The organism is Pseudomonas sp. H1_D05 (genome assembly GCF_054682705.1).
The window spans coordinates 5,764,974-5,778,709 of record NZ_CP162825.1 but is presented as its reverse complement, the minus strand read 5'-3'; the positions used below and the strand labels follow the sequence as shown (position 1 = coordinate 5,778,709).

The following is a 13,736-nucleotide window of genomic DNA, read 5'->3' as shown; positions in this document are numbered from 1 at the left end:
TTGTAGTGAGCTGGCAGTCATTCTTCGGTAGAAGAAATCTTGTCCTACAACAATCATAGGCCCGGGCAAGAAGAATATTTATCTCTGTTTCGTTGCGCTGGAGATGATTTGCAGATAGAAATTCTGCATAAACATAAAAAACAGGTGGTTTTGTCTCATGCGCAAACTGGACCGTACCGACATCGGCATTCTCAACAGCCTTCAGGAGAATGCGCGCATCACCAACGCCGACCTCGCACGCTCGGTCAATCTGTCGCCGACACCGTGCTTCAACCGGGTCAAGGCGATGGAAGAATTAGGGCTGATTCGCGAGCAGGTCACGTTGCTGGATGCCGACCTGCTGGGGCTGCATGTGAACGTGTTCATCCATGTCAGCCTGGAGAAACAGGTGGAGGAGGCGTTGCAGCATTTCGAAGAGGCGATTTCTGATCGCCCCGAGGTGATGGAGTGCTACCTGATGGCCGGAGACCCGGATTACCTTATCCGGGTCCTGGTGCCGACCATTCAGTCGCTCGAACGCTTCATGATGGACTTCCTGACCAAAGTGCCGGGTGTGGCAAATATCCGGTCAAGCTTTGCGCTCAAGCAGGTGCGCTACAAAACCGCGTTGCCGTTGCCGGCGAATGGGTTGACGTTAGGCGCCTGACCCGAAGCGGAACGCGGAGCGTCCCCGGCAGCATTCCCACGCAGAGCGTGGGGAACGATCGATGTAGGAGCTGCCGCAGGCTGCGATCTTGTGCTGTTAAAGCTTATTGATCGGGATCTTCAGATAAACCACGCCGTTGTCTTCCGCCGCCGGCAGATTCCCCGCCCGCACATTGACCTGAATCGCCGGCAGCAACAGCGTCGGCATGCCCAGCCCGGCATCACGCTGGGTGCGCATTTCAACAAACGCCGCCTCATCAATCCCGTCATGCACATGAATATTGCTTTTGCGCTGCTCACCGACCGTGGTCTGGCACTGAGCGGCGCGGCCCTCGGGCGGGTAATCGTGACAGACGTAGAGTTTCACGCTGGCCGGGAAAGCCAGCAGTTTGTGAATCGAGTTGAACAACTGATGGGCGTTGCCGCCGGGAAAGTCGCAGCGCGCGGTGCCGACGTCGGGCATGAACAGCGTGTCGCCCACCAGAATCTGTTCGCCGTCGATCAAGTAGGCCATGTCCGCCGGGGTATGCCCAGGCACATGCAGGGCAGTGGCTTTGAGATTGCCGATCCTGAATGACTCGTTTGGCGCAAACAGGTGATCGAACTGCGAGCCATCGACGCAGAACTCCGGCTCCAGATTGAACAGCGCCTTGAACACGTTTTGCACTTTGCTGATCGATTCACCAATGGCGATTTTCCCGCCCAGCTCCCGGCGCAGATACGGTGCGGCGGACAGGTGATCGGCGTGGGCATGGGTTTCCAGCAGCCACTGCACTTGCAGATTGTGCGCGCGGACGAAGGCGATGATTTTATCGGCCTGGGCGGTGCATGTGCGCCCGGCGGCGCCGTCGTAATCGAGCACCGGGTCGACGATCGCACATTGCCCGCCGTCGGTTTCATAGACCACGTAGCTGTAGGTCGAAGAGGCGGGGTCGAGGAAAGCTTCAATCTGCGCGGGCATGGACACCAACCTGAACAAGGAAAATGGGTTGCAACACTTTATCTAAAAACATAATGTTCGCAGCTTAAGTGACCTTGAAGGCATCGTGCAAATGCAATCCAGTCTGACCGAATGTGAAGTCGCCCAACTGCGCGCCTCGGCCTCCAAGGCCTGCGCGTTGCTCAAGGCCATGGCCAATGAGGATCGCCTGTTGATCCTCTGCCAACTGACCCAGGGCGAGCGCAACGTTGGCGAACTGGAAAAGATGACCGGCGTGCGCCAGCCGACGCTGTCCCAGCAACTGGGCATCCTGCGGGATGAAGGCCTGGTCGCGACTCGGCGTGAAGGCAAGTACATTTTCTACGGCCTCGCCAGTCCGGAAGTCATTCAGGTCATGAAGACCCTCTCCGGGTTGTATTGCGGGGCCGTGCTGAAAAGCCTGGGCCATCAATAAATGCCAGCCATGACACTGGTTCAATGTGGGAGCGAGCCTGCTCGCGAAAGCGTTAGGTCAGGCAATACTTGCATCGACTGACACGCCGCCTTCGCGAGCAGGCTCGCTCCCACATTCGGATTTGTGTTGGCTAGAAAACTCCTTGCGTGCAGCAAAAGGAACAAGCAATGAACGATCAACACTGGGGCCCATCCATCAGTGCAGACATCGTGGTCATCGGCGGCGGTACGGCCGGTATCGGTTTTGTCGCCAGCCTGCTCAAGCGTGACCCTGCGCTGAAAATTACCATGATCGAACCGAGCGCCCAGCATTACTACCAACCGGCGTGGACGCTGGTCGGCGGTGGCGCCTACGACGTCAAAGACACCGTCCGGCCGATGAACAAGGTCATGCCCAAGCAAGCGAACTGGCTGCAAGCGGCGGTCACCGCAATCGACCCGGACCAACGCCAACTCACTCTCAACGATCAACGCACGGTCAGCTATCAGAACCTGATTGTCTGCCCCGGCCTGCGCCTGGCCTGGGAGAAGATCGAAGGCTTGCAAGAGAGCCTCGGCCAGCACGGCGTCACCTCCAATTACAGCTATCAGCACGCGCAGTACACCTGGGATCAGGTGCAGAAACTGCGCGGCGGCAAAGCCCTGTTCACGCAGCCGGCGATGCCGATCAAATGCGCCGGCGCGCCGCAAAAAGCGCTGTACCTGTCCTGCGATCACTGGCGCAAAACCGCCGTGTTGAACAACATCCATGTCGAATTCAACCTTGCGGGTGCCGCGCTGTTCGGCGTGGCGACGTTTGTGCCGCCGTTGATGAAGTACATCGAGAAATACAACGCGAAGCTGGCGTTCAACTCGAACCTGGTCAAGGTCGACGGCCCGGCGAAAACCGCCTGGTTCGAGATCAAGGACGCCGACGGCAACGTCAGCCGCGTAGCGAAATCCTTCGATCTGTTGCACGTGGTACCGCCGCAGGTGTCGCCGGATTTCATCGCGCAAAGTCCTTTGGCCGACGCGGCCGGCTGGTGTGAAGTCAACCCGCACAGCCTGCAACATCCGCGTTATCCCGAAGTGTTCGCGCTGGGTGATATCTGCGGCACCAGCAACGCGAAAACCGCCGCAGCAGTGCGTAAACAAGTGGTGGTGGTCGCGGAAAACCTGCTCGCCCAGCGCAAGCAACAACCGCTGCCGCTGAAGTACGACGGTTACGGTTCCTGCCCGCTGACGGTGGAGAAGGGCAAGGTGATTCTTGCCGAGTTCGGTTATGCCGGTAAGTTGCTGCCGACCTTCCCGATGGACCCGACCGTGGCGCGGCGCTCGGCGTGGTTGCTCAAGGCGACGCTGCTGCCGTGGTTCTACTGGAACGGCATGCTCAAAGGGCGCGAGTGGCTGACCGGCCTGTCCAAAGTCGACTGAGAACATCCTATGTTGCTGGCAAGCCTGTTTGGTGTGGTGATGGGGTTGGTGCTCGGTTTGACCGGGGCCGGCGGCGGGATTCTCGCGGTGCCGGCGCTGGTCCTCGGCCTCGGTTGGACGATGACCCAGGCAGCGCCGGTGGCGTTGTTTGCGGTGGGCAGTGCGGCGGCGGTCGGGGCTATCGACGGTTTGCGTCATGGCCTGGTGCGCTATCGTGCGGCGTTGTTGATTGCCGCGCTCGGCGCGGTGTTTTCGCCATTGGGCATTTACTTCGCGCACCAGTTGCCGGAGAAAATCCTGATGATCCTGTTCAGTCTGCTTATGGTCATGGTGGCCTGGCGCATGCTGCGCCGCGAGCGTCAGCAGGAAGGGCCGAGTGATCATGGCCATGCCAGTTGGGGTCAGAAGAATTGCATGCTCAATGAAGAAACCGGGCGCTTCGACTGGACCGCCAAATGCACCGCAACGCTGGCGGCGTTGGGCGCGATTACCGGGGTGGTGTCCGGTTTGCTCGGTGTCGGTGGAGGCTTTTTGATTGTGCCGGCATTCAAGCAACTGACCGATGTGCAGATGCGCGGGATTGTCGCGACGTCGTTGATGGTGATCAGTCTGATTTCGGCAATCGGGGTGATCGGCTCGTTTCACGCCGGTGTGCGGATTGATGCGCAGGGTGCGGCGTTTATCGTTGCCAGCATCGTCGGCATGATCATCGGGCGCAAGCTCTGTGCGCGGGTGCCGGCGCGGGCGTTGCAGGTGGGATTTGCCAGTGTCTGTCTGGTGGTGGCGGGGTATATGTTGTTGCGGGCTTAAAGCAAAAATCGCAGCCCGTGAGGGCTGCGATCCATTAACCGCTTACAACACCAGATGCGGCAACCACAGCGAAATCGCCGGCACGTAGGTCACCAGAAGCAACACCAGAAACAGCACCGCATAAAACGGCAGCAGCGCTTTCACGGTGCTCTCGATACTGACCTTGCCCACCGCCGAACCGACAAACAACACCGCGCCCACCGGTGGTGTTATCAGCCCGATCCCGAGGTTGACCAGCATGATCATGCCGAACTGCACCGGATCCACACCGATACCGAGAATCACCGGCATCAGGATCGGCGTCAGGATCAGGATCAGCGGCGCCATGTCCATCACCGTGCCGAGCAACAGCAGCATGACGTTGATGCACATCAGGATCACGTAGCGGTTGTCCGACAGGGTCAGGAACAGCGTGGTGATCTTCGCCGGGATCTGCATCAGGGTCATGATGTAGCCGAAGCTCGCAGCGAAACCGATCAGGATCATCACGATCGAAATCGTTCGCACGGTGCGGTGCATCAGTTTCGGCAGTTCACTCCATTTGTAGTCGCGGTAGATGAACATGGTGACGAAGAATGACCACAGCACGGCAATCGCCGCCGATTCGGTCGCGGTGAAGATCCCCGAGAGGATGCCGCCGAGGATGATCACCATCGCCATCATGCCCCAGAGGGCCTCGCCGACGATTTTCAACGCCTGGCGCATCGGGATGACTTCACCTTTGGGGTAGTTGCGCTTTTTCGCGAAGATCAGGCACAGCACCATCAGGCAGGCGCTCATCATCAAGCCCGGCACGATGCCGGCCATGAACAGCGAGGCAATCGAAACAGTACCGCCGGCGGCCAGGGAGTAGAGCACCGAGTTATGGCTTGGCGGAGTCAGCAGGGCTTGCACCGAGCCGCTGACGGTCACGGCAGTGGAGAACTCCCGTGGATAGCCCTTGCGTTCCATTTCCGGAATCAGCACCGAACCCACCGACGCGGTGTCGGCCACTGACGACCCGGAGATCGCGCCGAAAAAGGTCGAGGCGACAATGTTGACCAGTGACAGGCCACCGCGGACAAAACCCACCAGTACCCCGGCACACGCCACCAACCGACGCGACATGCCGCCCTCGGCCATGATCGCACCGGCCAGCACGAAGAAAGGAATGGCCAGTAGCGAGAATTTGTTCACTCCTGACGCGACCTGGATCATCACCGCCTGGAACGGGATGTCGATCCACCATGCACCGATCAGCGCGGCGGCGCCCAGCGCGTAGGCGACGGGCATGCCGATCAGGATCAATACGATAAAACTGCCCAGCAGTATCAAAGCGTCCATTAAGCGGCACCTTCACTTTCTTCCACCAGGTCGAACTGCACGACCCGCCGTTTGCTCTGATCACCGAGCAAGAGTTTTTCCAGCACGAAAACCAGCGTCAGCAAGCCGCCCACGGGAATCGGCAGATAGGTCACGCCAACGCGCAGATCGGGCAGGGCTGCCATGAACTGGTTCCAGGTGGACATGCACAGCTTCGCGCCCCAGATCGTCATGAAAATGCAGATCGACGCCATGAGCAGTTGGGAAAAAATCGACGCCGCGTTTTTCAACTGCGGCGGCATGCGGTCGGTGAGCATGGCCACGGCCATGTGCGCACCGGCGCGGTAACTGGCGGCAGCGCCGATGAAGGTAAAAACCATCATCAACAGAATCGCCGTAGGCTCGGGCCAGCTCGAGCCGGTGCCCAGCACGTAGCGGGCGAACACGCCCCAGGGAATCATCAGGGAAATCGCCAGAACGGAAAGGCCGGCGACCCAGATGCACGTCATGTAGATCTTGTCGTTGATACGCAGCAGTAGATTCTTCATCGGGTTCCACCGTAACCCGGCGTGCCTGAGCCATCAGGCATGCCGGGCCTTTTTCAAAATTACGGAGCGGGAGGCGTTACTGAACGGCTTCGATTTTCTTGATCAGGTCGGCGTACTTCGCGCCGTACTTTTCCCGCACCGGTGCGGTGGCGTCGTAGAAGGGTTTCTTGTCGACCTCGATGAACTCGACGCCGGCGGCCTTGAGTTTTTCTTCACTGGCAGCGGACTTCTTGTCCCACAGCACGCGCTCTTCGGCCTGGGCAGCCTTGGCGGCGGTCTTGACCAGCGTCTGCTGATCCGGGGTCAGTTTTTCCCAAGTGATTTTCGACATCACGATCGGCTCTGGCAGGATCAGGTGTCCGGTGAGGCTGTAGTACTTCGCGTTCTGGAAGTGGTTATGTTCGAGCAGGGTTGGCGGGTTGTTTTCCGCGCCGTCGATGACGCCGGTCTGCAAGGCGCTGAAGATCTCGCCAGTGTCCATGGCGATGCCGTTACCGCCCATGGCGTTCATCATGTCGATGAACATCGGGTTGCCTTGCACGCGGATTTTCATGCCCTTGAGGTCTTCGAGCTTGCGCACCGGTTTCTTGGTGTAGATGTTGCGCGTGCCGCCGTCCATCCAGGCCAGGGCCACCAAGCCGAATTCGGAGTTGGTGATTTTGTCGAGGATTTCGTCGCCCACCGGGCCGTCGATGACGTTACGCATGTGTTGATGGTCGCGGAAGATGAACGGCATGTTGAACACGTTCACGTCCGGTACCACCGGGCCGACGATACCCAGGCTGACGCGAGACAGCTGTACTGCGCCGACCTGCATCTGCTCGATGACTTCCTTTTCGGAACCCAGCACACCGCCCGGGAAGTACTGAAAGGTCAGTTCGCCGTTGGTTTCCTTGGTCAGGGTCTTGCCCATGTTTTCTTCGGCCACCACGGTTGGATAACCGGCGGGATGAATGTCAGCGAATTTGAGTTGCAGGGCCTGAGCGGCGCCAGTGAAGGTAAACATCAGCGGGAGTGCAGCGGCCAGCAAGGTGCGTTTGAAGTTCATGGGGGTGAGTCTCCAGTCTTGTTATTGTTGTGTTCAAGGCGCAGCGGTGCAGCAGAGGGGTTTAAAGCAAATCGTTGAACAAGGGTTCCGCAAGGCCTTTGACGTTGGGGTTCAGGGCGAATACGCCACCGGCCAGAGAGTGCGGATCGTGGTCGTCGCCGGGACGAATCGAGGTGACGAACAAAGTGTCCATGCGGCTGCCGCCGAAGGCACACATGGTCGGTTTTTTCACCGGCACGGCCAACGAGAAGTCGAGTCGACCGTCCGGGGCGAAGCGGTGAATCAGGCCGGCGTCGTTGGCGCAGATCCAGTAGAAACCTTCAGCATCCACGGCAGCGCCATCGGGCCGCCCGGGAAAGTGGTTCATGTCGACGAACACACGACGGTTCGACGGCGTGCCAGTCTCGGTGTCGTAATCGAACGCCCAGATCAGTTGCACGTCGGGGTGCGAATCGGACAGGTACATCGTCGTGCCGTCAGGGCTGAAACCGAGGCCGTTGGGCACGATGAAACCGTCGAGCTGCGCTGCGATCACGCCAGACTGCCCGGCGCTGTAGCGATAGAGCCGGCCTTCAGGCGCACTCAGGCTCATGTCCAGCACCATGCTGCCGGCCCAGAAACGGCCCTGTCGGTCGCAGCGACCATCGTTGAGGCGCATGTCTGCGCGGCGGTGCTCGACGCTGGCCAGCCGTTCGCTGTCGAGGCTGCCGTCGCTGTGCGGGTGCAGATGAAAAAAGCCGCTCTCCATGCCGGCAACCCAGCCGCCACCGCTATGGCGGGCGATGCAGGCGAGCATTTCCGGGGTTTTCCAGGCATGCACGTGGCCGGTATCGGCGCTCCAGCGCTGCAGCCCGCCGTTGGCAATATCTACCCAATACAGCGCGTTTTCCTGCGGCACCCAGACCGGGCTTTCGCCCACGGCGTTGCGGGCATCGACGATCAATTCGGCTTGCATACTCATTCCTTCGCGTCGTTGTCAGGGTGATCAGTCGCCGAACGGACCTGCGGCAACAAACGCGCCGCCCTGATAGATCCGTGCCGGGTCATCGGCAGCCGGCATGGGCTGCGCCTCGACTTTTTCGCGGAACACTTCGGAGCTGTCCCTTGCTTCAAAACCGAGGTGACTGGCGAATTTGTTGTCCCACCAGACGTCCTTGTTGGCGGACATGCCGTAGACCACGGTGTGGCCAACGTTCGGCGTGTACAGCGCGCGCTCGAGCAATTGCGTGAGGTCGTCGAAACTCAGCCAGGTGTGCATCATTCGGCGGTTCTGCGGCTCGGGGAACGAGGAGCCGATGCGGATGCTGACGGTCTCGATGCCGTAGCGATCGAAGTAGAAACTGGCCATGTCTTCGCCGTAGGACTTGGACAGTCCGTAGTAGCCATCGGGACGGCGCGCGGAGCTGGCGTCGAGCGGCTCGTCCTGTTTGTAGAAGCCGATGACGTGGTTGGAGCTGGCGAAGATCACCCGCTTCACGCCATGCCGGCGCGCTGCTTCGTAGATGTGAAACACGCCGCAGATGTTGGCGCCGAGGATTTCTTCGAAGGGCCGCTCGACGGAGACGCCGCCGAAATGCAGGATCGCATCGACGCCTTCGACCAGTTGATGCACGGCGTGTTTGTCGGCCAGATCGCAAGGGACGATTTCTTCGCGATCATCGACGGCCGGGGCAATGGCGGCAATGTCCGACAGGCGCAGGACATTGGCATAAGGGCGCATACGTTCGCGCAGAACTTTGCCCAGGCCCCCGGCAGCGCCGGTCAGCAGCAAACGGTTGAACGGGGCGTGGGGAGTAGAGGTAGACGTCATGGCAAGCCCTTACACGTTGTTATTAGGTTTGTTGTAGGTTGTCGTATGACTGCGCTGAAGTATCGGTAGGGTTTCCGGAACTTGTCAACGCGACTTTTGGTGTAAATGACGGAAGGCCCGGTTCCTTTCCCTTCAGCACAATTCCCTCCTTGCAATGCAATCCCCTGTAGGCCTTCGCCTGCTCGCGATAGCGGTGTGTCGGTTGAGGAAGAGGCGGCTGACACACCGCTATCGCGAGCAGGCTCACTCTACAGGGGGATTGCGGCGCCCGCTGGTTACAACAACGAAATCGGATAACTGATAAAGATCCGGTTCTCGTCAAATTCGTTGGTGCTGAAGTCCCGGCGTATCGTTGCGTTGCGCCATTTCACGTTGAGGTTTTTCAGCGGCCCGCTCTGCACCGTGTAGGCCAGTTCCGACTCGCGCCCCCATTCCTTGCCGTCATTGGTGGTGGCGGTGTGCACGTTGTCGCCGCTGATGTAGCGGTTCATCAGGGTCAGGCCGGGGATGCCGAGGGCGACGAAGTTGTAGTCGTGGCGCAACTGCCAGGAACGTTCCTTGGCGTTGTCATAACTGGCGTTGTAACTGTCGTTGGCGAGGGTGCCGCCGCTGGTGCCGTTGACCCGCATCCACGCGTCGTCGCCGCTGAGTTTTTGCAGGCCGACGTAGAAGGTGTTGCCACCGTATTTGGCCGAAAGCAGGGCGAACGCAGTCTTGTTGTCGAGGTCGCCGGCCTGGGCGCTGCCGTCCTCCTTACCGGTGAAGAAACCGAGGTTGGCGCCCAGGGTCCAGTCGCCCAACGGCTGGCTGTGGCTGAGGTTGAAATACTGCTGCTGGTAGATGTCGCTGAGTTCGGCGTACCACACGCCGACCAGGGTGCGCTTGTCGTTGAAGGTATATTCGCCGCCGCCGAAGTTGAAGCGGTCGGAAGTGAACGCGCCACGGCCGTTCATTGACATGTCTTCCATGCTCGCATCGTTGCGTGGGCTGTTGCCACGGAACTGGCCACCGTAAACGGTCAGGCCGTTGATCTCGGTGGACGTGATCTGCCCGCCGCGAAAGGTTTGCGGCAGCGAGCGGCCATCGTCAGAGCGCAGGATCGGCAGCACCGGCATCCATTCGCCGACCTTCAATTCAGTCTTCGAGACTTTGGCCTTCAACGCCACGCCGAGCCGTCCGAAATTGTCGGCCGGACGCCCGTCATCGTGGATCGGCAACAGTTGCGTACCGCCCGTACCTTTGCCGCCATCGAGCTTCTGCGAATACATCCCCAGCACATCGAGGCCGAAGCCGACGGTGCCCTGAGTGAAGCCGGATTTGGCATCGAGAATGAAGTTCTGCGTCCATTCCTCAGCCTTGCCTTGTGGGTAGGCGGGGTTGACGAAGTTGCGGTTGAAGTAGGCGTTGCGCAGATTCAGCGTGGCTTTGCTGTCTTCAAGAAAGCCTTCGGCATTGGCGCTCATCGGCAAGGCCAAGGCCAGGCTGCTGCAACCGATCAGGCCAAGGGTGGTGTGCGGGCGCAGCGTGGCAAAGCGGGAAGGGCGGACGAAATTACGGGCGAGTGTGCTCACTGTGACGCTCCCTGTTGCGTTTGTTGTTTTTATTATTTGTCATACGTCGTCGTACAACATGGTTGCGGATATTTCCTAGGTTTTAGGGGAATGTCAACAGCAAGTTATACGATGACTCCGAGTCATCACACCGAACCCTTGTGGGAGCGAGCTTGCTCGCGAATGCGGACTTTCATCCGCCGATGTTGTCGACTGACACACCGCTTTCGCGAGCAAGCTCGCTCCCACAGGGGGAAAAGTGTTTTAGCAATGAATTTGCGGCAAACTTCACCCACCTTCCGCACAAGGCTTCTCCATGGATCACTACGCCCCGCGCAACTGGCAGCCCCACGAAAAGCCCAGTCTGCCCGGTTCCCCCTCGACGCCGTTGCACTCCAACCCCAAGCGCCTGGCCTATGCGCTGGTCGGCGTACTGGTGGCGGTGACCGGTGGCTTGGGTAACTCGCTGGTGGTGGCTAACCTGCCTTATCTGCAAGGCGCACTCGGCGCGACCACCGCCGAAATGGCCTGGCTGCCGGCGGCGTATGTGATGACCAACGTGTCGATGAACCTGTTGCTGGTGAAGTTTCGTCAGCAGTTCGGTTTGCGTGCATTCACCGAAGTGTTTCTGGTGCTGTATGCGCTGGTGACTTTCGGCCATCTGTTTGTCAACGATCTGAATTCGGCGGTGGCGGTGCGCGCGGCCCACGGCATGGTGGGCGCGGCGCTGAGTTCGCTGGGCCTGTATTACATGGTCCAGGCGTTCCCGGCGAAGTGGCGGTTGAAGGCACTGGTGCTCGGCCTCGGCACCTCGCAACTGGCCTTGCCATTGGCGCGTTTATTTTCCGAAGACTTGCTGCAGATCGCCGAATGGCGCGGCTTGTATTTGTTCGAACTGGGCATGGCACTGCTGTCGCTGGGCTGCGTATTGATGCTCAAGTTGCCACCGGGCGACCGCTTCAAAACCTTCGAAAAACTCGACTTTCTCACCTTCGCCATTCTCGCCACTGGTGTGGCGCTACTGTGTGCGGTGTTGTCGCTGGGGCGGATTGACTGGTGGCTGGAGGCCAACTGGATCGGCTACGCGCTGGCTGCCTCGATTGCTTTGATCCTCGCCGGTCTGGCCATCGAACATAACCGTAGCAACCCGCTGCTGATGACCCGCTGGCTTGGCAGCGGGACGATGATCCGCCTGGCGCTGGCGGTGACCCTGATTCGCATGGTCACCTCGGAGCAGTCCACCGGTGCGGTCGGTTTCATGCAGAACCTGAACATGGGCTACGAGCAGTTGCACAGCCTCTACGTGGTGATGCTGATCGGCAGTGTCGCGGGGCTGTTGACCAGCGCGTTGACCATCGACCCCAAACACCTGCTGATGCCGCTGATTATCTCGCTGGCACTGATGGCCACCGGGTCGGTGATGGACAGTTTTTCCAACAACCTGACCCGTCCGGAAAACCTCTACTTCAGCCAGTTTCTGCTGGCGTTCGGCAGTACGTTTTTCCTCGGCCCGACCATGGTTTTCGGTACGCGCAACGTGCTGACCAATCCGCGCAATCTGGTGAGTTTTTCCGTGTTGTTCGGGATCTGCAACAACCTCGGCGGCCTGCTCGGTGCGGCGCTGCTGGGCACTTTTCAGATCGTCCGGGAAAAATTTCATTCCAGTCACATCGTTGAACACCTGACGCTGTCTGACCCCTTGGTGGCCGCGCGCGTGCAGAGCGGCGGTTCGGCGTATGGCTCGTTGCTGGCCGACCCGAGTCTGCGCAACCTGGCGGGGATTCGCAGCCTGGCCAACGCCGCCACCCGTGAGGCCAATGTGCTGGCCTACAACGATGTGTTCATGTTGATCGCCGTGATTGCGGTGCTGACCATGATCTGGCTGTCCATTCGTGCGCTGTGGCTGATGAGCACCACCAAAGCCGTCGCCCCAGCGCCATCCACACCTTCGAGCGGTGCCACTTCTTCATGACCGAACCGACCACCACAACCACCAACGCCATTGCCGCCACGCCTGAGGGTGTGGCGCCGCCGTCATCGCCGAACACCGAGCCGCGCTCGCTGCGGGTGCGGATCATTTCTTCGCTGGGCTTTGCCGCGATTGCCATCGTCGGCGTGTTGATCGTTTTGTATGCCTGGCAATTGCCGCCGTTCAGCAGTGCGGTCGAAACCACCGAAAACGCCCTGATTCGTGGGCAGGTGACGATCATCGGCCCGCAACTCGCCGGTTATGTTTACGAGGTGCCGGTGCAGGATTTCCAGTACGTGAAAGCCGGGGATTTGCTGGTGCGTCTGGACGACCGCATCTATCAGCAGCGACTCGACCAGTCACTGGCGCAACTGGCGGTGCAGAAAGCCGCGTTGGCCAATGTGGTGCAGCAACGCAACAGCGCCGAAGCGACGATCAAATTGCGTCAGGCGGCGCAGGCCGACAGCGAAGCGCAGTTGCGCAAGAGTGAAGCGGATCTGCGCCGCAATCAGGAATTGGTGCGCGACGGTTCGGTGTCGAAGCGCGAGATGGACGTCGCACTGGCGGCGAATGCGCAAAGCATTGCGGCGGTCGCGCAAGCCAAGGCCAATCTGGAAATCGCCCGTCAGGATCTGCAAACAGTGATCGTCAATCGTGGCTCGCTGGAGGCGGCCGTGGCCAGCGCCGAAGCGGCGGTGCAACTGGCACGGATCGATCTGTCGAATACGCGCATCGTCGCCCCGCGTGATGGCCAGCTCGGGCAGATCGGCGTGCGCCTCGGTGCTTACGTCAACTCCGGAGCGCAGTTGATGGCGTTGGTGCCAAACCAGAAATGGGTGATCGCCAACATGAAAGAAACCCAGATGGATAACGTGCGCGTCGGGCAACCGGTGCGCTTCACCGTCGATGCGCTGAATCACCGCCGATTCACCGGGCATGTGCAGCATATTTCGCCGGGGACGGGCTCGGAATTTGCCCTGTTGCAGGCGGATAACGCCACCGGCAACTTCGTCAAAATTGCTCAGCGGGTGCCGGTGCGGATCACCATCGATCCGGATCAGCAGGAAGAGGAGCGGTTGCGGCCGGGGATGTCGGTGGTGGTCAGCATCGACACCGCAGCGGGCGACACCCAGCCCCACTGACACAATGCATAACCCTGTGGGAGCGAGCTTGCTCGCGAAAGCGATGTATCAGTCACATTTTTTTATCTGACACACCGCTTTCGCGAGCAAGCTCGCTCCCACAGTT

13 protein-coding genes are annotated in these 13,736 nt (G+C 59.9%); 6 read left to right on the top strand and 7 right to left on the bottom strand.

What is annotated here, in order from left to right; genetic code table 11:
• Positions 1–157 precede the first annotated feature (157 nt).
• Positions 158–646, top strand: a complete 489-nt coding sequence (gene bkdR / locus AB4O11_RS25870) for a Bkd operon transcriptional regulator BkdR (protein WP_025111414.1) — start codon at positions 158–160, stop codon at positions 644–646.
• Positions 647–742: 96 nt separating this feature from the next.
• Here the strand turns inward: bkdR and AB4O11_RS25865 are convergent, their stop codons facing one another.
• On the bottom strand, positions 743–1,606 hold the full coding sequence (locus AB4O11_RS25865) for an MBL fold metallo-hydrolase (protein WP_186624574.1): 864 nt from the start codon (positions 1,604–1,606) through the stop codon (positions 743–745).
• A 91-nt stretch (positions 1,607–1,697) separates the two neighbouring features.
• On the opposite strand from AB4O11_RS25865, the gene AB4O11_RS25860 reads away from it, so the two are divergent.
• The 3 genes from AB4O11_RS25860 (at position 1,698) to AB4O11_RS25850 (ending at position 4,261) form a co-directional block, all read left to right on the top strand.
• Positions 1,698–2,039: an ArsR/SmtB family transcription factor gene (locus tag AB4O11_RS25860; RefSeq protein WP_007915092.1), complete on the top strand. Its 342-nt coding sequence runs from the start codon at positions 1,698–1,700 to the stop codon at positions 2,037–2,039.
• A 167-nt stretch (positions 2,040–2,206) separates the two neighbouring features.
• Positions 2,207–3,451, top strand: a complete 1,245-nt coding sequence (locus AB4O11_RS25855; RefSeq protein WP_460129203.1) for an NAD(P)/FAD-dependent oxidoreductase — start codon at positions 2,207–2,209, stop codon at positions 3,449–3,451.
• 9 nt (positions 3,452–3,460) lie between these two features.
• The gene (locus tag AB4O11_RS25850; RefSeq protein WP_095047991.1) at positions 3,461–4,261 is read left to right on the top strand and encodes a sulfite exporter TauE/SafE family protein; all 801 of its coding nucleotides are present in this window, start codon (positions 3,461–3,463) and stop codon (positions 4,259–4,261) included.
• Between the two features lie 42 nt (positions 4,262–4,303).
• On the opposite strand, the gene AB4O11_RS25845 is transcribed toward AB4O11_RS25850, so the two are convergent.
• The 6 genes from AB4O11_RS25845 to AB4O11_RS25820 all read right to left on the bottom strand — a co-directional run bounded on the left by AB4O11_RS25845 (position 4,304) and on the right by AB4O11_RS25820 (position 10,540).
• Positions 4,304–5,584, bottom strand: coding sequence for a TRAP transporter large permease (locus AB4O11_RS25845; RefSeq protein ID WP_460129200.1), 1,281 nt, complete (start codon positions 5,582–5,584; stop codon positions 4,304–4,306).
• Complete coding sequence (locus AB4O11_RS25840) at positions 5,584–6,111, bottom strand: TRAP transporter small permease (protein WP_460129198.1); 528 nt, start codon at positions 6,109–6,111, stop codon at positions 5,584–5,586. Before AB4O11_RS25840 ends, AB4O11_RS25845 begins: the two co-directional genes overlap by 1 nt.
• Before the next feature lie 76 nt (positions 6,112–6,187).
• Entirely contained in the window at positions 6,188–7,159 is a 972-nt protein-coding gene (locus tag AB4O11_RS25835) for a TRAP transporter substrate-binding protein (protein ID WP_460129196.1), read from the bottom strand.
• 61 nt (positions 7,160–7,220) lie between these two features.
• On the bottom strand, positions 7,221–8,114 hold the full coding sequence (locus tag AB4O11_RS25830) for an SMP-30/gluconolactonase/LRE family protein (protein WP_460129194.1): 894 nt from the start codon (positions 8,112–8,114) through the stop codon (positions 7,221–7,223).
• 30 nt (positions 8,115–8,144) lie between these two features.
• The gene (locus tag AB4O11_RS25825) at positions 8,145–8,969 is read right to left on the bottom strand and encodes an NAD-dependent epimerase/dehydratase family protein (RefSeq protein WP_460129192.1); all 825 of its coding nucleotides are present in this window, start codon (positions 8,967–8,969) and stop codon (positions 8,145–8,147) included.
• Between the two features lie 275 nt (positions 8,970–9,244).
• Positions 9,245–10,540, bottom strand: a complete 1,296-nt coding sequence (locus AB4O11_RS25820) for an OprD family porin (RefSeq protein ID WP_460129190.1) — start codon at positions 10,538–10,540, stop codon at positions 9,245–9,247.
• 295 nt (positions 10,541–10,835) lie between these two features.
• Here AB4O11_RS25820 and AB4O11_RS25815 point away from each other — a divergent pair, with 295 nt between their 5' ends.
• Positions 10,836–12,491 (top strand): MFS transporter, encoded by a 1,656-nt coding sequence (locus tag AB4O11_RS25815; RefSeq protein WP_093440914.1) that lies wholly within the window; start codon positions 10,836–10,838, stop codon positions 12,489–12,491.
• A complete protein-coding gene (locus AB4O11_RS25810) occupies positions 12,488–13,630 on the top strand; it encodes an HlyD family secretion protein (RefSeq protein WP_093440910.1) in 1,143 nt (380 codons plus the stop codon). Before AB4O11_RS25815 ends, AB4O11_RS25810 begins: the two co-directional genes overlap by 4 nt.
• Positions 13,631–13,736 lie beyond the last annotated feature (106 nt).

Excerpts from the sequence above, each read along its gene's own strand:
- bkdR (WP_025111414.1), top strand. The coding sequence starts at position 158 with ATGCGCAAACTGGACCGTACCGACATCGGCATTCTCAACAGCCTTCAG.
- AB4O11_RS25825 (WP_460129192.1), bottom strand. The coding sequence starts at position 8,969 with ATGACGTCTACCTCTACTCCCCACGCCCCGTTCAACCGTTTGCTGCTG.
- AB4O11_RS25810 (WP_093440910.1), top strand. The coding sequence starts at position 12,488 with ATGACCGAACCGACCACCACAACCACCAACGCCATTGCCGCCACGCCT.
- AB4O11_RS25855 (WP_460129203.1), top strand. The coding sequence starts at position 2,207 with ATGAACGATCAACACTGGGGCCCATCCATCAGTGCAGACATCGTGGTC.
- AB4O11_RS25865 (WP_186624574.1), bottom strand. The coding sequence starts at position 1,606 with ATGCCCGCGCAGATTGAAGCTTTCCTCGACCCCGCCTCTTCGACCTAC.
- AB4O11_RS25830 (WP_460129194.1), bottom strand. The coding sequence starts at position 8,114 with ATGCAAGCCGAATTGATCGTCGATGCCCGCAACGCCGTGGGCGAAAGC.
- AB4O11_RS25835 (WP_460129196.1), bottom strand. The coding sequence starts at position 7,159 with ATGAACTTCAAACGCACCTTGCTGGCCGCTGCACTCCCGCTGATGTTT.
- AB4O11_RS25860 (WP_007915092.1), top strand. The coding sequence starts at position 1,698 with ATGCAATCCAGTCTGACCGAATGTGAAGTCGCCCAACTGCGCGCCTCG.
- AB4O11_RS25845 (WP_460129200.1), bottom strand. The coding sequence starts at position 5,584 with ATGGACGCTTTGATACTGCTGGGCAGTTTTATCGTATTGATCCTGATC.
- AB4O11_RS25850 (WP_095047991.1), top strand. The coding sequence starts at position 3,461 with ATGTTGCTGGCAAGCCTGTTTGGTGTGGTGATGGGGTTGGTGCTCGGT.
- AB4O11_RS25840 (WP_460129198.1), bottom strand. The coding sequence starts at position 6,111 with ATGAAGAATCTACTGCTGCGTATCAACGACAAGATCTACATGACGTGC.
- AB4O11_RS25815 (WP_093440914.1), top strand. The coding sequence starts at position 10,836 with ATGGATCACTACGCCCCGCGCAACTGGCAGCCCCACGAAAAGCCCAGT.